The organism is Paenibacillus sp. FSL H3-0321 (assembly GCF_038002865.1).
Lineage (GTDB): Bacteria > Bacillota > Bacilli > Paenibacillales > Paenibacillaceae > Paenibacillus_AQ.
The window spans coordinates 1,078,206-1,102,753 of the sequence record NZ_JBBODH010000001.1 but is presented as its reverse complement, the minus strand read 5'-3'; the positions used below and the strand labels follow the sequence as shown (position 1 = coordinate 1,102,753).

The 24,548-nt window shown below is 48.9% G+C and carries 31 protein-coding genes and 1 tRNA gene; 23 read left to right on the top strand and 9 right to left on the bottom strand.

From position 1 onward, the window contains the following. Positions 1–19 precede the first annotated feature (19 nt). Complete coding sequence (locus tag MHI45_RS04755) at positions 20–475, bottom strand: GreA/GreB family elongation factor (RefSeq protein WP_076110132.1); 456 nt, start codon at positions 473–475, stop codon at positions 20–22. A gap of 424 nt (positions 476–899) precedes the next feature. Here MHI45_RS04755 and MHI45_RS04750 point away from each other — a divergent pair, with 424 nt between their 5' ends. Further along, positions 900–1,094 (top strand): sporulation protein Cse60, encoded by a 195-nt coding sequence (locus MHI45_RS04750; protein ID WP_038593642.1) that lies wholly within the window; start codon positions 900–902, stop codon positions 1,092–1,094. Between the two features lie 162 nt (positions 1,095–1,256). Here the strand turns inward: MHI45_RS04750 and MHI45_RS04745 are convergent, their stop codons facing one another. The 4 genes from MHI45_RS04745 to MHI45_RS04730 form a co-directional block, all read right to left on the bottom strand. Continuing rightward, entirely contained in the window at positions 1,257–1,544 is a 288-nt protein-coding gene (locus MHI45_RS04745; RefSeq protein WP_038593639.1) for a YxcD family protein, read from the bottom strand. Then, positions 1,544–1,960, bottom strand: coding sequence for a hypothetical protein (locus MHI45_RS04740; RefSeq protein WP_076110160.1), 417 nt, complete (start codon positions 1,958–1,960; stop codon positions 1,544–1,546). Before MHI45_RS04740 ends, MHI45_RS04745 begins: the two co-directional genes overlap by 1 nt. A 180-nt stretch (positions 1,961–2,140) precedes the next feature. Continuing rightward, positions 2,141–2,719 carry a beta-class carbonic anhydrase gene (locus MHI45_RS04735; RefSeq protein ID WP_038593636.1) on the bottom strand — a complete coding sequence of 193 codons (579 nt, stop codon included), beginning with the start codon at positions 2,717–2,719 and terminating at the stop codon, positions 2,141–2,143. A gap of 129 nt (positions 2,720–2,848) precedes the next feature. Beyond that, complete coding sequence (locus tag MHI45_RS04730; protein WP_076110131.1) at positions 2,849–3,220, bottom strand: iron-sulfur cluster biosynthesis family protein; 372 nt, start codon at positions 3,218–3,220, stop codon at positions 2,849–2,851. A 135-nt stretch (positions 3,221–3,355) separates the two neighbouring features. Between MHI45_RS04730 and MHI45_RS04725 the strand changes: the two genes are divergently transcribed. The 8 genes from MHI45_RS04725 to trmD all read left to right on the top strand — a co-directional run bounded on the left by MHI45_RS04725 (position 3,356) and on the right by trmD (position 10,030). Then, the gene (locus MHI45_RS04725; protein WP_076110130.1) at positions 3,356–4,873 is read left to right on the top strand and encodes a carboxypeptidase M32; all 1,518 of its coding nucleotides are present in this window, start codon (positions 3,356–3,358) and stop codon (positions 4,871–4,873) included. A gap of 81 nt (positions 4,874–4,954) precedes the next feature. After that, entirely contained in the window at positions 4,955–5,602 is a 648-nt protein-coding gene (trhA, locus tag MHI45_RS04720) for a PAQR family membrane homeostasis protein TrhA (RefSeq protein WP_076110129.1), read from the top strand. 148 nt (positions 5,603–5,750) lie between these two features. Continuing rightward, entirely contained in the window at positions 5,751–6,107 is a 357-nt protein-coding gene (gene ylxM, locus MHI45_RS04715; protein ID WP_076110128.1) for a YlxM family DNA-binding protein, read from the top strand. A gap of 21 nt (positions 6,108–6,128) precedes the next feature. Then, positions 6,129–7,523, top strand: coding sequence for a signal recognition particle protein (gene ffh, locus MHI45_RS04710; protein ID WP_076110127.1), 1,395 nt, complete (start codon positions 6,129–6,131; stop codon positions 7,521–7,523). A gap of 412 nt (positions 7,524–7,935) precedes the next feature. Further along, a complete protein-coding gene (gene rpsP / locus MHI45_RS04705) occupies positions 7,936–8,208 on the top strand; it encodes a 30S ribosomal protein S16 (RefSeq protein ID WP_036688604.1) in 273 nt (90 codons plus the stop codon). A 22-nt stretch (positions 8,209–8,230) separates the two neighbouring features. Continuing rightward, positions 8,231–8,461: a KH domain-containing protein gene (locus MHI45_RS04700; RefSeq protein WP_038593622.1), complete on the top strand. Its 231-nt coding sequence runs from the start codon at positions 8,231–8,233 to the stop codon at positions 8,459–8,461. A gap of 166 nt (positions 8,462–8,627) precedes the next feature. Next, positions 8,628–9,152 carry a ribosome maturation factor RimM gene (gene rimM / locus MHI45_RS04695; protein ID WP_076110126.1) on the top strand — a complete coding sequence of 175 codons (525 nt, stop codon included), beginning with the start codon at positions 8,628–8,630 and terminating at the stop codon, positions 9,150–9,152. Further along, positions 9,152–10,030, top strand: a complete 879-nt coding sequence (gene trmD, locus MHI45_RS04690) for a tRNA (guanosine(37)-N1)-methyltransferase TrmD (protein WP_076110159.1) — start codon at positions 9,152–9,154, stop codon at positions 10,028–10,030. Before rimM ends, trmD begins: the two co-directional genes overlap by 1 nt. Before the next feature lie 748 nt (positions 10,031–10,778). On the opposite strand, the gene MHI45_RS04685 is transcribed toward trmD, so the two are convergent. After that, the gene (locus MHI45_RS04685; protein WP_076110125.1) at positions 10,779–11,144 is read right to left on the bottom strand and encodes a hypothetical protein; all 366 of its coding nucleotides are present in this window, start codon (positions 11,142–11,144) and stop codon (positions 10,779–10,781) included. 197 nt (positions 11,145–11,341) lie between these two features. Between MHI45_RS04685 and MHI45_RS04680 the strand changes: the two genes are divergently transcribed. Continuing rightward, a tRNA-Pro gene (locus MHI45_RS04680) sits at positions 11,342–11,415 on the top strand. A gap of 162 nt (positions 11,416–11,577) precedes the next feature. Here the strand turns inward: MHI45_RS04680 and MHI45_RS04675 are convergent. Then, positions 11,578–11,775, bottom strand: a complete 198-nt coding sequence (locus tag MHI45_RS04675) for a hypothetical protein (protein ID WP_076110124.1) — start codon at positions 11,773–11,775, stop codon at positions 11,578–11,580. 211 nt (positions 11,776–11,986) lie between these two features. Here MHI45_RS04675 and MHI45_RS04670 point away from each other — a divergent pair, with 211 nt between their 5' ends. Continuing rightward, complete coding sequence (locus tag MHI45_RS04670; RefSeq protein ID WP_076110123.1) at positions 11,987–12,235, top strand: hypothetical protein; 249 nt, start codon at positions 11,987–11,989, stop codon at positions 12,233–12,235. Between the two features lie 88 nt (positions 12,236–12,323). On the opposite strand, the gene MHI45_RS04665 is transcribed toward MHI45_RS04670, so the two are convergent. Continuing rightward, complete coding sequence (locus MHI45_RS04665) at positions 12,324–13,367, bottom strand: hypothetical protein (protein WP_076110122.1); 1,044 nt, start codon at positions 13,365–13,367, stop codon at positions 12,324–12,326. Between the two features lie 331 nt (positions 13,368–13,698). Here MHI45_RS04665 and MHI45_RS04660 point away from each other — a divergent pair, with 331 nt between their 5' ends. The 11 genes from MHI45_RS04660 to MHI45_RS04610 all read left to right on the top strand — a co-directional run bounded on the left by MHI45_RS04660 (position 13,699) and on the right by MHI45_RS04610 (position 23,193). Further along, positions 13,699–13,986 carry a hypothetical protein gene (locus tag MHI45_RS04660; RefSeq protein ID WP_076110121.1) on the top strand — a complete coding sequence of 96 codons (288 nt, stop codon included), beginning with the start codon at positions 13,699–13,701 and terminating at the stop codon, positions 13,984–13,986. 141 nt (positions 13,987–14,127) lie between these two features. Continuing rightward, positions 14,128–14,472, top strand: coding sequence for a 50S ribosomal protein L19 (gene rplS, locus MHI45_RS04655; protein WP_038593601.1), 345 nt, complete (start codon positions 14,128–14,130; stop codon positions 14,470–14,472). A 217-nt stretch (positions 14,473–14,689) separates the two neighbouring features. Next, on the top strand, positions 14,690–15,310 hold the full coding sequence (lepB, locus tag MHI45_RS04650) for a signal peptidase I (protein WP_076110120.1): 621 nt from the start codon (positions 14,690–14,692) through the stop codon (positions 15,308–15,310). Between the two features lie 29 nt (positions 15,311–15,339). Next, on the top strand, positions 15,340–16,200 hold the full coding sequence (gene ylqF, locus MHI45_RS04645) for a ribosome biogenesis GTPase YlqF (RefSeq protein WP_076110119.1): 861 nt from the start codon (positions 15,340–15,342) through the stop codon (positions 16,198–16,200). A gap of 219 nt (positions 16,201–16,419) precedes the next feature. Continuing rightward, positions 16,420–17,031: a ribonuclease HII gene (locus tag MHI45_RS04640; RefSeq protein ID WP_076110158.1), complete on the top strand. Its 612-nt coding sequence runs from the start codon at positions 16,420–16,422 to the stop codon at positions 17,029–17,031. Between the two features lie 60 nt (positions 17,032–17,091). Next, positions 17,092–19,398: a hypothetical protein gene (locus MHI45_RS04635; RefSeq protein WP_076110118.1), complete on the top strand. Its 2,307-nt coding sequence runs from the start codon at positions 17,092–17,094 to the stop codon at positions 19,396–19,398. After that, complete coding sequence (locus MHI45_RS04630) at positions 19,395–19,694, top strand: EscU/YscU/HrcU family type III secretion system export apparatus switch protein (protein ID WP_038593587.1); 300 nt, start codon at positions 19,395–19,397, stop codon at positions 19,692–19,694. Before MHI45_RS04635 ends, MHI45_RS04630 begins: the two co-directional genes overlap by 4 nt. After that, complete coding sequence (locus tag MHI45_RS04625; RefSeq protein WP_076110117.1) at positions 19,691–20,077, top strand: YraN family protein; 387 nt, start codon at positions 19,691–19,693, stop codon at positions 20,075–20,077. The genes MHI45_RS04630 and MHI45_RS04625 overlap by 4 nt, the downstream gene beginning before the upstream one ends. A 134-nt stretch (positions 20,078–20,211) precedes the next feature. Then, positions 20,212–20,625 (top strand): hypothetical protein, encoded by a 414-nt coding sequence (locus MHI45_RS04620; protein ID WP_038593581.1) that lies wholly within the window; start codon positions 20,212–20,214, stop codon positions 20,623–20,625. A 65-nt stretch (positions 20,626–20,690) separates the two neighbouring features. Beyond that, positions 20,691–21,200: a metallophosphoesterase gene (locus tag MHI45_RS04615; RefSeq protein ID WP_076110116.1), complete on the top strand. Its 510-nt coding sequence runs from the start codon at positions 20,691–20,693 to the stop codon at positions 21,198–21,200. A gap of 196 nt (positions 21,201–21,396) precedes the next feature. Further along, positions 21,397–23,193: a YifB family Mg chelatase-like AAA ATPase gene (locus MHI45_RS04610; RefSeq protein ID WP_076110115.1), complete on the top strand. Its 1,797-nt coding sequence runs from the start codon at positions 21,397–21,399 to the stop codon at positions 23,191–23,193. Between the two features lie 122 nt (positions 23,194–23,315). Here the strand turns inward: MHI45_RS04610 and MHI45_RS04605 are convergent, their stop codons facing one another. Then, complete coding sequence (locus MHI45_RS04605; RefSeq protein WP_076110114.1) at positions 23,316–23,744, bottom strand: organic hydroperoxide resistance protein; 429 nt, start codon at positions 23,742–23,744, stop codon at positions 23,316–23,318. Positions 23,745–23,891: 147 nt separating this feature from the next. On the opposite strand from MHI45_RS04605, the gene MHI45_RS04600 reads away from it, so the two are divergent. Then, positions 23,892–24,356 (top strand): MarR family winged helix-turn-helix transcriptional regulator, encoded by a 465-nt coding sequence (locus MHI45_RS04600; RefSeq protein ID WP_038593568.1) that lies wholly within the window; start codon positions 23,892–23,894, stop codon positions 24,354–24,356. Positions 24,357–24,548: the final 192 nt, after the last annotated feature.

Sequence of the window (24,548 nt, the reverse complement as noted above, 5' to 3'; positions counted from 1 at the left end):
GCGGCTGCCCCTTTTTTGTTCAGACTGCTGAATCCACTTCGCCGCTATTCTCAAAGCTGATATTGTCAATCATGACAGAGATTTTCCCTGAAGGGACTTCAAGCTCATACTCATGATTGCGCTGGGCCATCAGCAGCTGCATGCCCAGTGGCGACAGCCAGGAAATCTTCCCTTCGGCCGGGTCGGTGTATGCAGGGAACACAATGGTATAGGTGTCTATATAACCATCAGCCAAATAGCGCAGGTCCAGCCGGCTTCCAATCAATACACTCGAGCATAGTTTCTCTTCGCTATAGTCCGAGAGAAGCTGCTCTAGAACAGAGCAGTAGCTGTTAATCAGTTCCTCCGCCTGTTTTCTCTGAGGATGTTTGCCAGGGTAATAATGATTGAGAAATCCATTTCTCTCTTCATCAAAATATAACAGCTGCTTTACCAGTTGAGTCCGGGAGGTTTGCAGTAGAAGACTATGGTTCATAGTAGATTTCACCCCCTCTAAGAAAAACATCCCCTGCTGCCATCTTGTAATTCGTAATCATGTCCAGCCCTCCTCAAAATTTGGTGTACCGCCCTTAAAAAAGGGTGTGCAAATAGAGATCTCCTTAAATGGAAACCTTCACAACAGTATATCAGCTTCTCAGCAGAGAGCCAAACGATTGTTACACAGGGCTATCATGGATTTTTCATAATTATGGAGTGAAAACATTTGACCCTTCTCCCATTGGATGTTAAGCTTGACTGATATTAAGGCATTTCGCAGTTTACTGCGAAGTGCCTTGCTGTATGTTTAGAGGTTTCTTACATTAAATGTTACCAGAGGAGTGATGCGCCATGAGCACTTCATTGTTTTCTTATATAGAATTCGAATTAATAAATAATTACATCTATTAAAGGAGAATATTATGATTCAAGTTAAAGAGTTTGTAGATGCGGATAATTCCTATGCTGAAAATAAAGCAAATGAATTTCTGATGGGATTGCAGGAAGAACAAGTGGTGAAGGTGTGCTACGGTTCCGTAGTCAAATCTTCGCGGGACGGGGCGGAGCATCAACGGAGCACCATTCTGATTGTGTATAAGACGAATGAAAAGCTATAACTGGAGTTTGTTTTTTACGTGGTTGTCCGCCCTTTCCACGTTATGTATAGTGATCATCTTACTTTATCATGCGTTCAGCATTTAGCCGTTCACATTAACGGAAGAACAATAAAGGGACAGCCCGGAGGCTGTCCCTTTAGTTGTTGCAATGTAGTAATAGAATCAAGTGCTGACAATTGCCGTTATTTCTTCATCCAGCTCCAGTCTGAGATCTTCGCGGTAAGCCCGGATGCCATACTCACTGTGCATATAGCGGAGGATCGCTTCAGTTATATTGGATTCAACCAGGTATTGGCTTCGGCCTTGAATCCACACCTCTGCGCTGTACCCGGTATCTTCCTCCCAACTGAGCTCTACCTGAACATCTTCCACACGGACTGCCTTGCGTTCAGCCATATGCAGGCAGAGGGCGTTAATAATTTCATCCATGCTTAGAACAGTTGTTGGCATTAGTAACGGCCATCCCTTTCCTCGAGCCTGCGTCTTTCTTTTCTGCGGCGGAAGAAGGACATGATCAGTACCACTACTAGATAGATGGCAAGCATATTAATCATTAGGCCAAGGAAATTCCCGAAAGCGCCCATTCCGCCGAACATGCCCCCGAAGAGGAAGCCGGCGATTCCGCCGATCATCAGGCCTTTCATCAAGCTGCCTCCGCTGAAGAATCCGCGTTTTGCAGTGCCGGCTGTTGTTCCTTTGGTGCTATCGCTTTGTTTCACATTATTGGTTGTAGATTTCTTTGGAGTGGTGGTGAATCCGCGGGTTCCGGATTTAAAGCCGCCTCCACGTCGTGCATCCGCAAAGTCAGGAGCGGTTACGGCAAAAAACAGGGTGAAGGCCATTACAATCATCATTACGCGTTTCATGGGTTTCATTGAGTACAAGTACCCTCCTAAAGGTTGTCTTGGATTTGTAGTGTCTGTCCGGTAATACGTAGTATGCCCTAGGAGGTTTCAATTTTAATATAATAATTTAGAGATTAAATGCGAATACAAATTATGGCCAAAAAAAAGTGCGTGGATCCAGGATCCACGCAAACAGCAGTTTCAGAGAGTTGCCTTGTTCTCCACATACCCGTCCGAGACAAGCTCAAGCGCTCCGGTTGCCGGATCGATGATCATGCCGTGCACAGGCACGTTTGGGGGGAGTAAGGGGTGGCGCTTGATCAGCTCCACAGTCTGAATTACCCCTTCCTCCACATTGTCAAACCCGCGCAGCCACTTGGTTAATTTAATCCCTGAGTTCTCCAGGGTCGAAAGGACCTGTTCGGAAACGCCGCGCTCTTTGATCGAGTTGATCATCTTGTCTGCATTCAGCGAAGCCATGCCGCATTCGTAATGGCCGACCACAATAACTTCGTCCGCATCCAGCTCGTATAACGCGACCATTACGCTCCGCATTACGCTGCCAAAGGGCTGGGAAATGATTGCACCGGCATTTTTAATGATTTTGACATCACCGTTTTTGAAATTCATCGCTTTGGGGAGCAGCTCTACGAGCCGGGTGTCCATGCAGGTGATGATCAGCATTTTTTTATCAGGGAAGCGGCTGGTCAGATAGGCTTCGTATTCTTTTTTCTCGACAAACTGTTTGTTGAACTCCAGGATATTTGTAATTTGAGTCATGACCATGCTTCCTCCTAAAAGTTTTGTGAGCATAGCTTCCTAGGTTTACTTCGTGCAAAACTTGCCTCGGAAGCATACACTGTGTTTTGTGAGCATAGCTTCCTAGGTTTAGGAATATATGCTTAAGGATTAACGGGGAGTTACTTCGCAAGCAATTCCAGCCCCTGGCTGGGGTACTTCGGTATTGCGCAAATCTCTTACAAGAATATTCTTGCCATAAATCTGTGAATGACTGTCCAGTTTGAACGAAGAGAAGCGCTCCTCGGCATCAAGCCGCATTTGCTCTTCATAAAAGATCTCCTGCTGGCGGCTGATGATAAAAGGCAACTCGTGTGCATCAATGGAAACATCGCCGGATTGTGCTTCACTAACGATCAGCAGAACATTGATTCCGTCGCAGCCGCAACCCTCCGTATCATAAAAGAGTTTAAAAAGCCCCGGCTGATCCCCAAGCCTTTCCTTCAGCTTCCTCTCGGCCAGAGGTGTAATCTGAATCTTCATGTTCTGCTCACACTCCTATCGGCTTAATGATAAAGTATTTCAAATTAGAGATGTAAGGCTCTGAAGTTGATTATACTTATTTAAAAAAGTATCATCAAGAGGAGACGCTAAAACAGAGAAAGCAGGTGCTCGGATATGGAACAGACGGTTAAAGAAGAGTGGGAGAAATTTGAAGAGCTATTGTTAAAAATCAGCGGGTATTCTGAAACAATCGGACTTTTGCATTGGGATCTGCGTACAGGTGCACCTCGTAAAGGGGTGGAGATCCGTTCGGGTACGATCGGTATGCTTAGCGGTGAACTGTTCAGACTGCAGACCTCGCCGGAAATGGGAGAGTTCACTGAATTTTTCAGCCGCCCGGCAGTCAGCAGCCAGCTAAGCGACAACCAGAACAAAATCGTGAAAGATTGCCGCAAGGAGTTCGAGCGCAGCAAGAGCATTCCATCCAAGAGATTTGAAGAATATTCTGTTCTGTCGGCTCATTCACAAACCGTGTGGGAAGAAGCCAAGGAAAGCAATGATTTTGCCTCCTTTGAGCCGTTCTTAAGCCAGATTGTTGCCTTTAAGCAGGAGTTCATTGATTACTGGGGTGTCAAAGGCACCCGATACGATACGCTGCTGGATATGTACGAACCAGATCTGACCACCGAAAAAGTCGATGGAATCTTCGATCGTCTGCGCAGCCGCCTTGTTCCGCTGGTGGAAGCCATCAATGCTTCGCCTAACAAGCCGGACACGGAATTCCTGAGTGAAATCTACGCCAAAGAGCAACAGGAGAAATTCGGCCTCTTTGTTCTGGGGCAGATGGGCTATGACTTTGAAGCGGGCCGGCTGGATGAAAGTGTACATCCTTTTGCAACCGGGCTGAATCCAGGCGATGTGCGTATCACTACCAACTATTTGCTGGACAACGTTACTAGTGCTATTTTCAGCTCGCTCCATGAGGGCGGACATGCTCTGTATGAGCAAAACATCAGCAAGGATCTGGTCGGCACACCGCTGGCTCAAGGGGCATCTATGGGCATCCATGAATCCCAGTCGAGACTGTGGGAGAATATGATCGGCCGCAGCCGGGCCTTCTGGCAGCGTTATTACGGCGATCTGCAGCAGCATTTCCCTGAGCAGCTGACAAATGTGGAAGTAGAAGATTTCTACCGTGCGATCAACAGTGTGGCGAATTCCTTCATCCGCATCGAAGCCGATGAGCTGACTTATAACCTGCATATTATCGTCCGTTATGAAATCGAGAAGCTGATCTTTAATGAAGGTCTGGAAGTGAAGGATCTGCCAAAAGTATGGAATGCCAAATATCAGGAATACCTCGGCATTACGCCGCCGACCGATGCGCTTGGCGTACTGCAGGATGTCCATTGGTCCGGCGGCGACTTTGGTTATTTTGCCTCATACTCCCTTGGTAATATGTATGCTGCGCAAATTTTGAACACTCTGCGTAAAGAACTGCCGGAATTTGACGCTCTGATCGCCGAAGGCAATCTGCTGCCGGTTAAGGAATGGCTTACAGACAAGATCTACCGGTACGGCTCGGCGCTGACGCCTTCACAAATTATCGAACAAGTGACCGGCGAACCGCTGAACCCGGATTATCTGGCTGATTATCTCGAAGCGAAATATACGGAGCTTTACAAGCTGTAAAACCCAAATGAGGCTATAGGCTGGAATGAGTTCCGGGAAAACGATATAATAGAAGGAAACCGCAAACGGAAGGATTTTATTATGGCAAACACGCATACTTACAGCCGCAGGGAAGAGGTAGCCAATGCAATTACTCATGGTATAGGTACGGTACTGAGTGTAGCTGCACTTGTCCTGCTTGTTGTATTTGCCAGTCTGAAGGGGACGGCTTGGCATGTAGTCAGCTTTTCCATTTATGGAACGACGATGCTGCTTCTCTATCTGAATTCCACACTGGTTCATAGTCTCAGGGAGGGCAAAGCGAAGGATCTGTTCGAATTCTTTGACCACTCCTCAATTTATCTGTTTATTGCCGGTACCTATACACCATTTTTGCTGGTAGCCATTCGTGGCACGCTTGGATGGAGCCTGTTCGGCATTATCTGGGGAGTGGCATTCTTCGGAGTATTGTTCAAGGCCTACTTCGTCAAAAGGTTTCTGTTCATGTCCACTGTCTTCTACATTGCCATGGGCTGGCTGATTGTGATCGCCTGGAATCCTTTGTCGGCTGTAGTGGCCGGAGGAGGCATGACCCTGCTGATGGCAGGTGGAATATTGTACACGCTGGGGACCATCTTTTATGTATGGAGAGGTTTCCCGTTCCACCACGCCATCTGGCATGTGTTTGTACTGGCGGGAAGTGTAACCCACTTTTTCGCAGTGCTGATTTACCTGCTTCCCATCCGTTAATTCTGAGCATTTTGGGACAGAAATTAGGGTTTGGGCACAAAGAATAAGATGACAAGCAAAAAGGCTTGACATCTTTCTTTGTTTTCGGTATCATAAGGGACGTTGTGAAGCTGTAAAGTGTTTTTCCTTGACGAAGGGAGTGCCCTTAATGAGTCAGGAGAATAGGCTCGAGAAAACTAACCGGATTAACTTGTTATTTGCTTTCTATGAACGCCTGCTTACTGACAAGCAGCAAACGTTTCTTAAATATTATTTCCACGATGATTTCTCACTCGGAGAGATCGCCGCGGAATTTGAAATCAGCCGCCAAGCCGTTTATGAACATATTAAACGTGCCGAGCAAGTGCTGGACAATTATGAAGAGAAGCTTGGGCTGCTTGCCAAGCATGAAGACCGCAACCGATATTTAGAAGAACTGCGCAGACTGCCGGACAATGGGATGCTGCCTGAGCAATATAAACAGCGGTTCACGGATATCCTGGATCGTTTGCAGAGGTTAGAGTAGCATGAAGGGAGACAGCCGCATATGGCGTTTGAAGGTTTAACCGGAAGATTGCAGAATGTGTTCAGCAAGCTGCGCGGCAAAGGAAAAGTAACTGAAGATGACGTCAACGAAGCGATGCGTGAAGTGCGGCTGGCGCTTCTGGAAGCCGATGTTAACTTCAAAGTAGTCAAGGACTTCGTGTCCAAGGTGAAGGAGAAGTCAATCGGCAAGGAAGTGATGGACAGCTTTACTCCCGGCATGGTCATCATTGATATCGTTAACAAGGAATTAACAGACCTGATGGGTGGAAGCCAAGCGAAGCTGGCCAAGTCTAATAAGCCGCCGACAGTCATTATGATGGCGGGTCTGCAAGGGGCCGGTAAGACGACCACTTCAGGCAAGCTGGCCAAGCTGCTGCAGAAGGGCAATCACCGTCCTTTGCTTGTAGCGGGCGATATTTACCGGCCTGCTGCGATCAAGCAGCTGCAGGTGCTGGGCGAACAAATTAAGGTTCCAGTATTCTCCCTGGGAGATCAGACGAGCCCGGTGGAGATTGCCAGACAAGCGGTCCAGCACGCGAAGGACAACGGACTGGATTATGTGATCATCGATACTGCAGGCCGCCTGCATATTGATGAAGAGCTGATGGAAGAGCTGAAGCAGATCCATAACGTCGTGAATCCTGACGAGGTACTGCTTGTAGTGGATGCCATGACAGGTCAGGATGCCGTAAATGTAGCCGACAGCTTCAACAAGCAGCTTGAGCTTACCGGCGTAGTGCTGACGAAGCTCGACGGTGACAGCCGCGGTGGTGCGGCATTGTCCGTCAAAGCCGTAACCGGCACTCCGATCAAATTCGCCGCACTGGGCGAGAAGATCGATGCGCTGGAGCCGTTCCACCCGGAACGGATGGCTTCACGGATTCTCGGCATGGGCGATATGCTCTCCTTGATCGAGAAGGCTCAGGCCAACATTGATACCGAAAAAGCGAAGGAAATGGAACGTAAAATGCGCAATGCGGAATTTACGTTCGACGATTTCCTGGAGCAGATGGATCAGGTCAAGAAGCTTGGCCCGATCGACCAGATTCTCGACATGCTGCCTGGCATGAATAAAGCCAAAGGCATGAAGGACCTGAAGGTCGACGACAAGCAGATGGGCCGCGTCGAAGCAATTGTTCATTCGATGACCAAAGCTGAGAAAGCCCAGCCTGAGATCATCAACCATAACCGCCGCAAGCGCATCGCCGCAGGCAGCGGAACCAACGTAGCCGAGGTTAACCGTCTCATCAAGCAGTTCGATGAAATGCGCAAGATGATGAAGCAGTTCTCCGGTATGATGGGCGGCGGCGGTGGTGGTAAGGGCGGTAAGAAAAACGCCATGAAGCAGCTTAAGAGCCTTGGCGGCGGTAAGGGTATGAAGTTCCCTTTCCGTTAATGTTAATAGTCTTTAAGGTTTAAGGTTTAATCTTTAAGCTTTACCCTTAGATCAGACATTGTACAACATCAGATGATCGAGAAGGTCTAATCTTTTGATCTTAATCTCTTGATCTTAATCTCTTGATCTTAATCTTTTGATCTTAATCTCTTGATCTAAAGAGTTTGTAAAACCAGTTCCCAGGTACCGCCCGTTGTTAAGCGGGTCCCGTCAGGGACGAAAAGCGATCCTGCTCGAACTATCCCAGATCCCGCCAGTCTGAATGCCCACGCCAATTGCACTTAGCCGGGTGTCCAGAGGGCAGAGCCCTTGGGGCCCTCCCTTGGCTAAGGGAGGGTTTGGGAGGGATCGAAAAAAGGTTTCCGGCAAACTCTTCCCAATCTTTCGATATTCTTTTAAGGAGGTGAATTTCGTGGCAGTACGTATTCGTTTGAAAAGAATGGGTGCACATAAAGCGCCTTTCTATCGTGTAGTGGTTTCCGATTCCCGGTCCCCTCGTGACGGTCGTTTCATCGAGGAAATCGGTTATTATAATCCGATTGAACAACCGGCAGTAGTTAAGATCGATGAGGAAAAAGCTCTTAAATGGCTTCAAACAGGTGCACAAGCATCTGATACCGTCCGCAACTTGCTTTCCAAAGCAGGCGTGATGAAGAAGTTCCATGAGCTGAAGCAACAGAAATAATGACTGATTGCGAGGGTCCTCTATGGAAGAATTAGTTGGTGTTATTGCTAAGGCTTTAGTGGATCATCCAGAAGATGTGATCGTGCGGACTGTGGAGAAGGATCACCTGATTGTATATGAACTCTCTGTACATCCTGATGATGTCGGCAAGGTCATTGGCAAGCAGGGGCGGATCGCCAAAGCGCTTCGCACAGTAGTCACATCTGCAGCAGTCAAGAGCGATAAACGCGTTACCGTAGATATTTTATCTTAATGGATGCGTTCAATAAGGGGCTAGGGATAGTATATCCCGGCTCCTTTTTGTTCAAATATAGCAGTATAGATTAATGTACAAAGAACCAAAATAGGCGTTGCCGTACCATTTATGTACGAGTCCTACAGCAGCAGTAACGCTGATAATATTTGAAGGAGAGGATTATATGACCGAAGAGTTAACCGTAGGCAGGCTGGTCAATACCCACGGCATTCGCGGGGAGGTCAAGATTTTGTCGCATACCGATTTTCCGGATGTCCGCTTTGCGCCGGGCAAAAAGCTGCTGCTTATCCCCGCTGATGGAAGTCCGAAATTCGAGGTGATCGTGGAATCCGCCAAAGAGCATAAAGGGATGTTCATTGCCAAACTCAAGGGCTATACCAACATCAATCAGATCGAGAAATATAAAGGCAGCCTGCTTAAGGTTCCTAGTGATGATCTGGTCGAGCTTCCGGAAAATGAATATTACTTCCACCACATCGTTGGCTGCGAAGTATACACTGATGAGGATGGAAGCCAGCCGCTGGGCACGATTACAGACATCCTGCAGCCTGGAGCCAACGACGTCTGGGTTGTGAAGCCGGCCAAGGGACAGGATATTCTTATTCCGGTCATCAATGATGTTGTGCTTGACGTGGATATTGCAGCCCGGAAAATCACCGTTCACCTGATGGAAGGACTATTGCCATGATGAGAATTGATGTGCTGACGCTCTTCCCGGAAATGTGTGAGGGCGTATTTGGCACAAGCATTCTTGGCAAAGCACGTGAAAAAGGCATCGTCTCCCTGAACGCGGTCAATTTCCGTGATTTCTCAGGCAATAAGCATAACAGTGTGGATGACACGCCTTATGGCGGAGGCGGGGGGATGGTGCTGAAGCCTGACCCAATCTTTGCTGCCGTGGAGCATGTGCTGGGCATCTCACAGGACGGAGAGCAAGCGGAGGATGAGGGGATCGCCGCGGGAAGTTTTCCCGAAAGCGACGATGTAAACGGAGATGAGCGCGAGCATGGTACTGGAGCAATAGCGGAAAGTACGTCTGCTTCTTCTGTGAAACCGCGTATTATCCTTATGTGCCCGCAGGGAAAACAATATAACCAGCACATCGCTGAGGAATTGGCCCAGGAGCAGCATCTGATCTTTATCTGTGGCCATTATGAAGGTTATGATGAACGGATCAGAGAGCATCTCGTAACGGATGAGCTGTCCATTGGGGATTACGTGCTGACTGGTGGTGAGCTGCCCGCCCTGACGGTCATTGATTCGGTGGTGCGCCTGCAGCCCGGGGCTCTCGGAAATGAAACCTCAGCGATAACAGATTCGTTCAGCACCGGCCTGCTGGAGTATCCGCATTATACGCGTCCGGCTGAGTTTAGGGGATGGAAGGTGCCGGATATTCTGCTGAGCGGTCACCATGCCAATATCGAAATTTGGCGGCGTGAGCAGGCTCTGGAACGAACCCTGGAGCGCAGACCGGATCTTCTGGATACCGCCGAATTAACGGTGAAGGATACGAAGACGCTGGAGCGTTTACGCCAGCAGCAGAACAAGCCTGAACAAAATAATTAATGACACAAGGCATATCACACGTCTTTTTAACGTATATTACGTTGAGGAGGCGTTTTTTGTTATGTAGTGAATAATTTAACAGACACATAAGCTTCACACAAAAAATAAGAGCAAATGTGCGTAGTTATCCTTTTTTTAGGGTAATTAATAGAGGTGCCGCCATAAGATATGCAGCTTAGATGCAGTTAGCTTAACAATTGAAAGGAATGAACTGAAAGTGACTACGAATACGCGTGAAGAATTCAAACCGGACGTGGACACTGTCCACAAGGAAGCGGAGCCGCTCCGCACAGTAAGCGATATTATCGATTTTTATACGAATCGTAAATCGTAACCCCCTTTCTTGAGTAGAGAACAGACCCTGGCAACAGGTCCAATAGGAGAAGTGCTATAGTAATAGCAGCAGTAACCCAAAAAACCATTAGAACAGACGGATCAATGACCCGCTGCTTTAATGGTTTTTTTACATGAAAAAGACCGTCCGAAGACGGTCTCTCTACCCGAGGCGCTGTTTTATTACCTTGATCCGTATCCCGCGCCACCAAAGCCAGTTGTTCAGCCGTTGGTCCGGGTAAGGGATACGTTCAGCATGTCATGCTTGATGTGAACGCACCTCCTTTCCTTGTGCCAAGAGTATAGCATAACGTGATTTAAAAATCTATAAAATTTTAAGAATATATTAAAAACTATTTTCACAGAAGAAAGCATTGCTTTGATGAGAGGTCGGAGATCTGCGCTTGTTTTCGTTTTAAAACGTCAATAACCGCCGCATAAGTTCCGCAGCTTCCTCCGCAACCTCCGTATCCGGGATCGCTAAGTCACCGATGCCAGCCTGGCATTGATAACGAATCCGCAGCGTGCCATCTATGTGCTGTTTTTCTATAATGCTAATTCCGTTCTGATGTGCCTGCTCCTTTATCATGAGATCTTCTTGCGTTAATCTTTCCCGGGCCTGCGACAGCCACGCGACATACGGGTCAAGTGTGTGCATCGAGAGGAATATCTGGGAGTCCCGTTCGAATGCGGCTTTCACCATCGGAAGGATCGCGTAAGGGCGGATGAAGTTACGGATTTCTGCTGTGGTAGATGCGGGTGATGTGCGTATTGCGGACATTACAGTGCCTCCGTTCAATTGCGAATATATGTTCGCATTATATCTCATATGAAGAAGTTTGTATAGGTGCGCGTTATTTTATTGCATAGGTGCGCGGGCATACGCTATAATAAACGCAGATTGGTAAAAGCTGTGACGACCGTATGGGCAATCGTTGACAGAACGTGATAATGGCGCGGAAGTTACGGCGTAGCCGTCGGGGTATAGCGCAGCCTGGTAGCGCGCACCCTTGGGGTGGGTGAGGTCGCAGGTTCAAATCCTGTTACTCCGATGCGACACTAAAAAAACCGCTTCATACGGATTCAAGATTCCGTATGAAGCGGTTTTTTGTCCGAATATAAGAATTTATATGCTGCACGCTATAAACTATCCTTCTATTTCTCGCTGAAACGGATACCGTCCTTTTGAGGACGGCAAAGCCGTTTCCACTTGGTTATCGTCGCTCTAGTGCTTCACTGTCACTGCGGGTAAGCTTAATGATCCCAGTAACCAATGCATATAATGCAACAACCGTGAGTATGATAATGGCCCAGACGTAGTTTCTTACTGTGTAAGTAAGTGATGCAATGATTAGGAACAAGGCGATGCGCAGTATTCCCTCGTTAATAAAATTTCTCCCTGCTGTACTCATGATTCCTGCCTCCTTAAGTTCGGATTAGTACATATACAAGCCCGTAAGCGCTTTACTGTTTATAATCTTATTATAAACCTTTTCCAACGAAAAAGACACATAATGTTCACAAGTTATTTATTTCACATATATTTCACAATGGTAACTTAGCCGTTACCGGCTAATCCCTCCAGTCATAAAATAAATCATTACAGTAAAGGAGGAGTTACGGGTGGAAGCATATTATAATTGTCTGCAATGCAAAAACAAAAGGGTACGGATTATGACAACCGATGGAAAACAGCATGAAGGTATCATCGTGGATGTGGATCGTAACAATGTCTATCTGAAAACGAAGGGCAACGGAAAAATGAGAACCTCGGCATTTTACCCAGGCAATTATTACGGCGGTTTTTACGGGTACGGCAGTGAAATTTTAACTTTAAGCTTGTTTACGCTGCTGGCAATCGCGCTGATCTAAAAGGCGAAAAAGTGGGCCTCCCTAAACTGGGAAGCCCACTTTTTGCGTATATACGTAAATTTTGAAATTCGGTTCGGTATCTTTCATTCTAGTTTTGTATGGAGATGGAGCCGATTTCCGTGGATAGTGACAATAGCGGTCCACCCCCGTTTAAATCATGTTTGCCGGAACCTGTACCGGAAATATGTCCAAGCTCACTGGAGGCCTCCACGGTGCATTTGAGACTGCTGTCCAAAGAGGCGGATATTTTGCCTATGTCACTTTTAGCTTTGAGACTGCTGCCATTTTTCATCTCATTGATACTTAGCCCGATGCTTCCGGTATCTGTCTCTACCTTGGACTTGCCGGTGACTTCAACATCCCGGAGTGTGATGGCTCCAACATCGCTCGAAATGTCAAAGGTTCCCTGTAACTGGCTCAGCTCAATAGAACCTACATCATTATTGATTTCAAATCTGTTGACACTGGCTGGAAGCTCAATCAGGTAGTTGATGCTGAAATCTGAATAGCCGTATTTTTTGTGCGCCCAGGACCATAAATCCTTTTTTGGACTGTCCTTGGCGTAAGTGGATACTTTAAGCTCGTCACCGCTAATTATTACAGATACTTCAGCTTTATCAAACAACTCTGGAGCATATTTGCTGGAGGCATGATGGGCTACGATAGTAGCGGTTACGTTGACAGTATTTCCTGTAGTGGAGATGACCTCAACCTCACCCACTGCATTGTCCAGGGTAAGTGTAGAAGAGGACCCTGGTTTCGAGGTGGCAACAAGTTCTTTGCTGACACTGTCGGCTGTGATCTGTTCTGCCACGACGGACCCAGTATTCTGAAAGGCTTGATGCACATTTTCCATGGCTTCTCCGACATCCTGCCCAAGGTTTGCTGTTGCTTCACTTAACCCCTGCCCTAAATCTGCTGCTGCTTCGCTGATTTCCTGCCCGAGTTCACTAGAGAATTCTTCAAACTCCCCATTGCTGTCAGCAACTTCCTGTTGGGAGTTGCCGGATAAGCGCTGTTCAAGTTGATTATCAGCAGCTTCCTTGCCAGGCAGTTCTCTGCAGCCGGCTAATAGTACGATGGAGAAAACAGCCAGTGCTGCAATCTTCGCTGGTTTATAATTTTTTTTCAAATGGAGCCCCTCCTAAAAGTCTGTATATTGCTTATGTATAATCGTTATTATATATTATGGTAAATAATTGAATAACAGGCTGGAGACCGGTTGCTGTGCTGGACTAAAGTCCAGTACCTATGGGCGCGACTACAAATCAATAAACGATTGTGTTAAAATTAGCTGTAGATGATATGTTCAGTAAAGCTGAAACGGCGGGTTGGAAATCAGAGCAATGGAAGTGTAGAAGTGTAACGGAGCTTGACAGCAGAAACAGACCGACTCTCAGGCACCACGAAAGGCGGTCTATTACTATTTTGACTGTAAAAAGTCAAGGGAGCGGATGAGCCTGATGCGATATGCAGCAATCCTGATCGTATTGTTATTTGTTGTGGTTGTTTATTGGCTGTTTAGCAGACGGCATAAGAGGGCCGGAAGTCCAAAGACTGCAACGGCCAGTAATGTGATCTCGATGGACAGACACCGCAAAGCTAAGCAGAGTTCCACGGAGCAGCTCTGTTCCTCATGCAAGAAGAGAAACGGCAAACTAATCTTTTATGCCCAGGATAATGGAAGCGTAGTCGGACTATGCAAGGATTGCAAAACTAAGGCCCAAAAGAAGGATATGCTGCCGCTCTAAAAATATAGTTGTATTAGCCTACTCTTTATGTTATTATTATTTCTGTTGTGTGGAATACGGTGGTCCTCTGCGGATAATGAGGGAGAGCGATGGTCTCTCCGGAAGAGGCATGAACACCTGTACGGAAGGAGGAAGTCCTAAATGAATATCCTACAAGCAATTACGCAAGAACAAATCCGCAAAGATATCCCGAGTTTTCGCCCGGGTGACACTTTGAAGGTACACGTAAAAGTTATCGAAGGAACTCGTGAACGGATCCAGTTGTTCGAAGGCGTTGTAATCAAACGTCGCGGCGGTGGAATTGGTGAGACTTTTACGGTTCGTAAAATTTCTTACGGTGTTGGTGTGGAAAGAACTTTCCCAATCAACTCGCCTAAACTCGAGAAAATCGAAGTGGCTCGCCGTGGTAAAGTTCGTCGTGCGAAGCTCTACTATCTTCGTGAACTGCGCGGTAAAGCTGCAAGAATTAAAGAAATCCGTCGCTAGAATAGTGACAAAGGAAAGGGGCTTGAGTTCAAGCCCCTTTCGTTTATTCTTGTTGCTATATCCGGTTCTTCTCGACCCCAATAATGGACATTAAAATAGTTGCCTTAGGATCAGCTTCTCCGAAAAGGCCTCCTGAAGGAGTAATTGTGGAGGAGTTTTTGGCAGGAGTTTTTTTGTGTTGTATAGTGAATATAGGATGAAGAGAGGACGGTGAATTATGCAGCAGGATTTGCAGCAAGGACAAGGGGAAATCGTGGAGTCCGGCGGACAGAACCCCAAGAAACAGAAGAATGAAGTATTGGAATGGGTTAAAGCGATAGCAATTGCATTGGTTCTGGTAATTCTGATACGCTGGCTTTTATTTAAGCCGTTTATTGTGGATGGACCTTCCATGAAGCCTAATTTCCATACCGGTGAACGGGTAATTGTAAATGAAATCTTGTATGACATCCGCTCTCCGCAGCGTGGTGAGGTGATTGTGTTTCATGTACCTTCAGAGGGCAGGGACTTCATCAAGCGCGTAATTGGAGTGGCTGGAGATACGGTGAAAGTCGAAGGGGATGTCGTTACAGTTAACGGAGAACCTGTGAACGAAACTTACATTCAAGGCGCGATTGATGAAGCGCATAATAATAATGCTTTGTACAATAATAAAGATTTCCCTAACGAAGATTATACTGACGGCACAGTGCCGGAAGGACATGTATTCGTAATGGGGGATAACCGCTCAGACAGTACAGATAGCCGGATGATCGGTTATGTGCCGCTTGGCGATATTGTAGGCCGTGCAGATCTGATTTTTTGGCCGGTCAAAGACATTTCAGTAATTAACCATTAAGCTGACAGAAGTCAAAGGAGGTGACGGCAATGGCCATTCAATGGTTTCCGGGTCATATGACGAAGGCTAGACGGCAAATTGAGGATAAGCTGAAGCTGATAGATGTTGCAATAGAACTGCTCGATTCCCGTCTGCCGCTTTCCAGCCGCAATCCGATGATTGACGATATTTTACGGGACAAGCCGAGATTGATTATTCTGAATAAAGCAGATTTGGCTGATCCAGAAGCGACGCGCAAATGGTTGTCGTACTTCAAAGCCCAGGGGCATGTAGCCCATCCTGTAGATGCGTCTACCGGAACAGGTGTGAAGGAAATCCCTGAACAGGTTAAGCTGCTGCTGAAGGAGAAGATTGATCGGCAAATTGCCAAGGGGATGAATCCGCGGGCGATGCGCGCGCTGATCGTGGGGATTCCCAATGTGGGCAAATCGACGCTTATTAACCGGATGGCAGGCAAAAGCATCGCTGCAACCGGTGACCGTCCAGGGGTCACAAAGGGCCAGCAATGGATCAAAACGGGCGGAAATCTGGAACTTCTGGATACCCCGGGTATTCTGTGGCCAAAGTTCGAGGATCAGGATGTAGGCTACCGCCTTGCTGTAACCGGAGCTATTAAAGAGGAGATTCTGAACGTCGAGGATATCGCCTTTTATGCTGTCAAATATCTGGTCAAGGATTATGGTTCCCGGTTTAAGGAACGATTCGGGATTGATAAGCTTCCTGAGGATCTGGAGAACCCCGATGAGATCGTTGCCGTTCTGGAAGCAGTAGGCCGTAAACGCGGCTGTCTGATCAGTGGCGGACGTGTGGATCTGGAGAAGGCATCACGTACGTTACTCCATGAACTGCGTGCTGGAAAGCTTGGAACCTTTACCTTGGAGATGCCTTAAGCACGGTAAAATAATGATTGGATTATAAGCCATCCACTTTTTGGGGTGGCTCTTTTTGTTGTCTTTGTATTTGAAGTATGATAGAAATGGGTCCTATGCAGAGTTTTATTTATTAACTTAAAGAGGGATGCCCCCTGAAGGCTTCATATGATAAGCTAAACAGCAGTAGGACTGAATATAAGTGAAACTGGCGGTGGATGAACAGTGAGTACTACAGATATGTTGTTATACGAAAAAGAAGGCTGGGAGCAGTCATTTTGCCGGATTGCCGGAGTAGATGAGGTGGGCAGAGGCTGTCTGTTCGGGGATGTTGTCGCCGCAGCGGTGATATTGCCAGAAGGCCTTATTATAGAGGGTGTTGACGATTCAAAGAAGCTGAGCGCCAAGAAGAGAGATGTTTTGTTTGAGCTCATTATGGAGCAAGCGCTGGCGGTTGGCGTTGGCCACGTTGATTCTGCGGTCATTGATGAAATTAACATTAAACAGGCTTCGCGGCTGGCGATGAAGAAGGCGGTAGAGGGCTTGAGCCATACACCGGATTACATGCTAATTGATGCGGAAAAAGTAGATTTGCCGCTTCCTCAGCGTTCAATTATTAAAGGAGATGCCAATAGTCAATCCATAGCTGCGGCATCCATTGTGGCGAAGGTGACCCGTGACCGGCTCTGTGAAGGCTTATGGGAGGAATTATACCCGGACTATGGGATTAAAATACATAAAGGCTATGCGACCAAGCTTCACCGCGAGCAAATTGTGGCCCTGGGGCCAACGCCTATGCACCGGCGGAGTTTCATCAGCCGGATATTGGCGGAGCAGCAGACGTTATTTTAAAAAAAGAACTCAAATGTCGATATACTAAGAAGACATTAAACGAAGGGAGGAGAAAACGGCATGAATATCGGATCTTTGATTCGAGGATTGCTCGGAGACAGTAAACCGGGAGAAGCCAAGTCTTTGGAACTGAAGGAAGGCCAGGTCGTTCGTGGTGTAGTCCTCAGTGTGTCGGAATCCGGCAAAGAAGCGGTCGTACAGATCCAAGGCACGCCTGTCCGTGCGGAGCTGGAAACTCCGCTGCAGCCTGGACAAACCTTAAATCTGCAGGTTGCCCCTCCGGGTGAGGGCGGACTGCCCGTATTGAAGCCGGTCTCCCTTGGCGAATCGGCTCTTGCATCATCTCAGAGCATGGGGGAGGCACTGGAATCACTTGGGCTGTCAGATTCCAAGGCAGGACGGGAGATTATTCAGGCCATGCAATCAGGAGGCCTGCCCCTGACCAAAGAGACGGCGGCGAAGCTCGATGCGGTGATGAACGCCAAGCCGCAGGGCGTGCCTACTTCGGAGTGGCTGGAAGCGGCAGTGATCTCGGTGAAACGGGGACTGCCTGTGACTGCGGAGAGCGTGAAGGGGCTGCAGCAGGCTGTGTTTGGTCCGAAATTGCATGAATTGCTGACCAAGCTTGAAACGGAGCTTACGCTCTGGGCACAGCAGGAAGGTGAAGGGGAGGGTGGAAAGGCTATAGGTGGTTCGGAGAAGCTTGCGGCTCCTTCCGGATCTGCTGCCCCTTCTTCTACCGGCAATACTGGTACTGGTCTTGCTGTGGCAGGCGGAGAGCTTGATGTCGATCCGGCAGCGGCTAAAGCTGCCCTAGCGGCTTCTGCTATGCCGGACGAAGCTGCTGACGGGGCCAAACCAGCTGTGCAGTCTACGGCAGCGCAGCAGACTGGCGCAGGGAAGGGTGAACAGGCTGCGGCGGCGATGGCTGCGAATACACCCGAAGCCGAAGGTATTAATCCAGAAGCCGCAGCCAAAAATATGGCTGTTACTGCTGCGGCTGTGCCGGCAGACAACGAATCTGCCGACGCGGCTGTTCTCCCTAAGGCAGCAAATGCGGCTCCAGGGAGTTCCGCTGAAGGAACTGACGCGCAGAATCCTGCAGCGCGGCTGAAAGAGAGTGGAGCAGATCCTGCGGCGGTACGAATCGGCACAGGGTCTGCCGGATCAGGGGCGGATTCTGCGGAGAATGCGGCAAAGCCTGGGACCGCAGTACAGCCGGAACGAGCGCAAGCTGCCACAGGCAATGCTGGTGGACCGGCAGCGCAGCAGTCCGGTACGGCCCTGCTCACGAAGCTGCAGGGCGTGCTCAGCGAGCTGCGCGGCACACTGCCGCAGCTCGCCGCTTCGCCGCCCGCTAACGTTGCGGGCGGAAGCCCCGCGCCAACGCCGGCGGCACCACCAGCGCCAGCGGCGGCACCAGCGTCGGCGGCAGCACCAACGCTAGCGTCTACGCCAGCACCAGCGCCATTGGCTGCGCCAACGGCGGCAGTGCCGGCGCCTGCGGCTGCGCCGCCGCAGGGCAATGTAGCCCCGCTGACGCAGGCGGGGCAAACCCAGGCCCACGCGGCGGCTGCGCCACGCGGGGAGAGCCCGGCTGCTGCGTCAGCGCCGCAGCCGGGGCCCGCTGCCACCCAGGACACGGAGTCCTGGGTGGGGCGGGTGCTGAAGCTGCTCGGCGCGGAGCACGAGCAGCAGGCGGTGCGCGGTAGCTTCGCAGCCGGCGCAGAGGCGCGGCCTGTGCCAGCGGCCGCGGGAACGCGTGAAGCAGCGCTGCCGCTGGTTGCGCTGCAAGGCGGTGCGGCGGCAGGTGAAGATGCCGCCGACACGCTGAAGGGCGTGCTGCTGCAGGTGATGAGCAGCGATGCGCCGCCTGCGGTGAAGGAAGCCGCAGGCCAGCTTGTGCAGCAGCTGACCGGACAGCAGCTGCTGCTCAACACGGACCGTACGGCACCGTTCGCACAGGTGACGCTGTTTCTGCCGCTGCGGGGTGAGGATGGACAGGAAACGGCTTCTGTCCATATTCAGTCGCGGCGTGGCCGCAAGGGTGAACTGGATGCGGCGAATTGCCGGCTTTGGTTCGATTTGGACATGAAGCAGCTGGGACAGACGCTAGTTGACGTCCAAGTGGTCGACCGGATCGTAAGCCTCAAGGTGCATAATAATGATCCTTGGGTACTTGAACTGCTGGAGGATCGGCGGGAGGATGTTCAATCCGCAGTGGAGTCAATAGGCTACCAGCTTTTAAGCTTGCGCACAGAGCCCTTGCCGGAGCCCAACTCGCTTGCGGCATCTGGTATGAAGACTGTGTCCAAGCTGGCAGACTATGTTCCTGACTCCTACAAAGGAGTCGATTACCGGATATGAGTGAGCCAAATGAAGTTTCACAGAACCTTAAGAAGGCTGTTGCACTGAAATATACTCCAGGCCAAAGCGAAGCCCCGGTAGTTGTGGCCAAAGGGCAAGGCGCTGTGGCGGATATGATTTTGCAGCGGGCCAAGGAGAACGGGGTCGCCGTTCAGGAGGATGCAGCATTGGTGGAGGTCCTGTCGAAGTTGGACCTCGATCAGCAGATTCCTCCTGAGCTGTATCATTTGGTGGCGGAGATTCTAAGCTATATCTACCAGAGTGACCGTTCTGCAGGAGAGCGGAGGCTCAAGTGAGGGAGAACGGCACAGGCGGGCGGTATAGCCGCAAACAAAAAGGCACAGCAGCTGAACAAGCTGCTGTGATGTATTTGACTTCCCAAGGTTACGATATTATAAAATGCAATTGGCGCTGCCGCAGCGGCGAGATTGACATCATTGCTGAGCTTGAAGGCGGGCTGATCTTCGTGGAAGTGCGGAGCCGCAGCGGAAACCCTCAGCAGGGGACACCCGAGGAATCTGTGAACACCCGCAAAATACGGCAGGTGCGTAATACGGCAGAGGTCTATTTACATGCCACAGGTCAGGAAGAACGGCAGGTCTCATTTGATGTAATTTCGGTATTACTGAATGACGATACGAGTATCGCTGCTCTAAGGCATATTCGCGAGGCATTTTAAGTAGTTTTTTGTCGATTTAATGTCCATACTAGATCTTATGTCTTGACATTACTTCCGTGTCATGGGTCATTTCTTAAGGGAAATGGGTAAACATTATTGTAACTTTTAATGCTGCCATGAGGAGGGTTGTCCGCATGAGGAATCAACCATTTGATATACAAGTAAGTTTTACATGCCAAGAATGTGAACAGAAGATCGCTGTAGATTTAGGCGGAGAGCCTTTATCCGTTGTCTGCTGCAGCCAATGCAACAAAACCTTCACCGTTATGCGGCCAGCCATTGCCGAGGAGATATTGATTGATTGGGAGAATGAGGCGCTTATCCAAAAGATTCGGGCCGAAAAGAGCCAAAGCGACAGCAGCAGCCTGTTGTCACTGGTTATAAAAGTCATAGAGCTGCTAACTTGGCGGGATAAGGGCAATGGACAGGTGGAGGCAATTAGGGAAATGCGTAAATGGCTTATTGATCATGAAGAAGTTCCGCCACTCGCCGAATTGATTCAACTGGATGCAAACCAGCGTTCCAACAAACGGGAATGGCGTAAATAAAAGTAAGTGCAGCGTAATTGGGAAATCAGAATATAAAGAGTTTCGTGAAAGTTGGGTGTACGCAAATGTCTAAAGTATTTTTTACCTCAGACCACCATTTTGGGCATAAGCTGATTATTGATTTTGAATCACGTCCCTTCAGTGGTGTGGAGGAGATGAACCGGACGATGATCGAGAACTGGAATTCCGTGGTGGGGGAAGGGGATACGGTATTTCACCTTGGGGATTTTTCATTTATGAACCTGGAAGCGACGACGGGGATAGTGTCTTCGCTGAACGGCTACAAGATACTGATTCTCGGCAATCATGACCGCGGACGAAGCCGAAAATGGTGGCTGGAGGCGGGTTTCGACGAGGTTAGTGAATATCCGATGATCTACAAGGATTTCTTCTTTCTTTCACATGAACCGATGTATATGAACAAACATATGCCTTACGTGAATGTCCATGGTCATATTCATGGGCAGAAATATGAAGGAAACAATCATTTTAATATTTGTGTGGAGCATTGGGGCTACAAACCGCTCTCTTTTGAGCAAATTAGGGATGCTGTGGTGGTAAGTGAAGAAGGTTAATTCATCACCTTTTTAAATGCCCTTTCACATTTGTGCAAATAAGCTGGAACGGTGATCTCCGTTCAGCTATTGCGCATGGCTGCAGATCATTTGTATACTAGTTATAATATAATCTCGGAAAATGAGGAAGCACCCTTTTTCTTGAAAAGACAACGCTCAATGTGGGGCGTATTTCAGGAGAAGAGGTGTTTTTTTTATGTATGGAAAAATGCACAGCGCCTGCCTGTATGGGATTGAGGGTGTGATGATCGGTGTTGAAATTGATCTGGCCAACGGTTTACCACAGACGAATATCATTGGATTGCCTGATTCTGCTATTCGTGAAGCTGTGGAAAGAGTGCGTGCGGCGGTCAAAAATTGCGGATATCGTTACCCTCAGCAGCGTGTTACGGTCAATTTAGCTCCGGCTGATCTGCGTAAGGAAGGTTCGGCATTCGATCTGGCTATTGCCCTGGGCATTCTGACGACAAGCGGCCAACTGGTGATGCCTGAGGCAGAAAAGCTGCTGCTGATCGGCGAACTGGCGCTCGACGGCAGCCTGCGACCTGTTACAGGTGTGTTGCCAATGGTAGAGGCAGCGCGGCGTACCGGATTTCGTGCTGTATTGGTGCCATTGGGCAACGCAGCTGAGGCCGCTTTAATTAGCGGGATCACAGTGTATGCTATAGAGCACTTGCGGCAGCTGCCGCAGCCTGAACAGGAATCGGTAGTGAACCTGGCGGACACCGCAAAGAGAAGCGGGGTAGAGCAGCAAATTGTAAGCGTGAATACAATGGGTGTTGATGAATCGGTCGGCTCAGTCGAAACTAAATCTTCTCTGCCAATAGGATTGTCTGCTGCTGAAGCTGTAGCTGTGACAAAGGAGACTGTCCTGCAAAATCCGCTGCCGTTTCCGGTTTCCGTCAGCAGCGGTCTTGCGAACAGCGAGCGTCCTCCGGTCATGGCGCTTACGCTGGATCATTTGAAATATATACCGGCAGTGATGTATGAAGGATCTGCTTTAACTGAAGACAACGGTATGCTGGAGGATTACAGTGATGTTCTAGGGCAAAATCATGTGAAGCGGGCTTTAACCATTGCGGCGGCGGGGATGCACAATATTATCCTGATGGGACCACCAGGAACGGGGAAAACGATGCTCATCAAACGGCTTCCTAGTATTCTACCTCCGCTGAATGACAGTGAATCCCTGGAGGTGACCAAAATTTTCAGCGCGGCGGGCAAGCTTAAGGATGCTCACAGCGGGCTGCTGCGGGGGCGCCCGTTCCGTTCGCCGCATCATACTATCTCTGCGGCAGGGCTTATTGGTGGTGGAGGGATTCCCAAACCTGGTGAAGTCAGCTTGGCCCATCGCGGTATTCTCTTTCTGGATGAGCTGCCGGAATTCTCGCGCAATGTACTAGAGGTTCTGAGGCAGCCCTTGGAGGACCGGGTAGTGACGATCAGCCGTGCCCGCGCTGCATTTACTTTTCCCGCCCAATTTTTGCTAGCCTGTTCTATGAATCCTTGCCATTGCGGGTATTTGGGAAGCGGAGGGTTGCAGCAGAGATGCACCTGCAGTCCTGCGCGGATTGCACAATACCGCTCTAAGATTTCCGGACCGCTGCTGGACCGGATTGATATGCAGGTGGATGTTCCCCGTCCGAAGGATTGGGGCGGTGAGGGGTCTTCATTATCTTCGGCAGAGATGCGCGCAGAGGTCCTGAAAGCTCAGGCTATTCAGACAGAGCGATATAAGGCTCTGCCGATATCCTGGAACAGCGAACTATCCGGTGCGGCTTTGCGCCGTTATGCCAGTTTGAGCAGGGAAGGCACATTGATGCTGCATACCATTCTGGAAAGTCTCGGCTTAAGCATGCGGGCCCATGACCGGATTATTAAGCTGGCCCGGACGATTGCCGATCTGGAGGGATCCGCAGACATTGCTTCTGCACATCTGGCGGAGGCGGTGCAGTACCGCAATCTGGACAGGCAGATCATGACAGAGGACTAGCGACTTTTAGTATATAGTCTATTACGATTGATGAGAGATATTAACGGCAAACAAGCCGCCCATAGCCAATGGACGGCTCGTTCTGTTCTCACTTCGAGAATGGTCGGGAAGACGCATATTCTTTACAGTACGTTGATTTCCACTTCAATGTTACCGCGGGTAGCGCGGGAGTATGGGCAGGCACCGTGGGCGGCTTCTACAAGCTGGGCAGCAGTTTCATGGTCAACGCCTTTAACCAGAACATCAAGCTTCACAGCGATGCCGAACCCCCCGTCTTCAACTTTACCGAAGCTTACAGTAGCGGTAACTTCGCTGCCTTCAATCTTCACTTTGCCCATCCGGGCCACCATGTTCAACGCGCTGTCAAAACAAGCGGAATATCCGGCAGCGAACAGCTGCTCAGGATTTGTGCCTTCGCCCCCGGCGCCGCCCATTTCACGGGGAGTGCTAATCGTAAGAGCCAGCTTAGGGTTCTCCGACTCAATAGTTCCGTTTCTTCCGCCTACTGCTTTAACTGTAGTTTCATACATTTTTTGTTGAATAGTCATCATTATTATCCGCTCCCGTTCATTTGATAATATATTGTACACAACTTAATTTAACACAATTAAAATAATAGTCAATCTATTTTTCGCTATTAACATGATATTACGGATGAATTGTGATAAAATAATGTCATAAAGGCAGGTGAAGAAGAAATGCAAAAGACAACCACAACTCCTGAGCTAATGCTTGATAATCAACTTTGTTTTACCATCTATGCTTGCTCGCGCGAATTTACGAAGCTGTACCAGCCTCACCTGGACAAGATCGGTTTAACGTACTCCCAGTATCTAGTAATGATCGTGCTTTGGGAAAGACAGCAGTGTACGGTTAAGGAGCTGGGCGAAGCCCTGTTTTTGGACTCCGGTACCTTAACGCCGCTATTGAAACGGCTGCAGGCAGCTGGTTTGATTCTGCGTGAGCGTTCCTTGCAGGATGAGCGGAAGGTTCTAATTTCACTGACAGAAAAGGGCTGGGCTCTGCAAGGTGAAGCGGCATGCATCCCGGGGAAAATGGCGGAAGGAACGATGCTCTCGGCAGATGAATTTGTTGCTCTGCTGGGTCAGTTTAAAGACCTACTGGCTCGTGTACACGAAGCCAACATTAATGCCTCTAAATAGCTCTTGAAAGCTATGTCAATATAATCGTTCGCATTCCGGCATGAAATCAAGCGAAAATGTGTGTGCAAATAGTGAAAGTTTTTGAGGAAAGCGCTTTTAAAACATGTTACAATATTCTGGGTTTCCTTTTCTGACATATAGCTAAATATAGATGAAAATCTGTATTTCAAAGCTTGTGTCACTGGCAGAAGC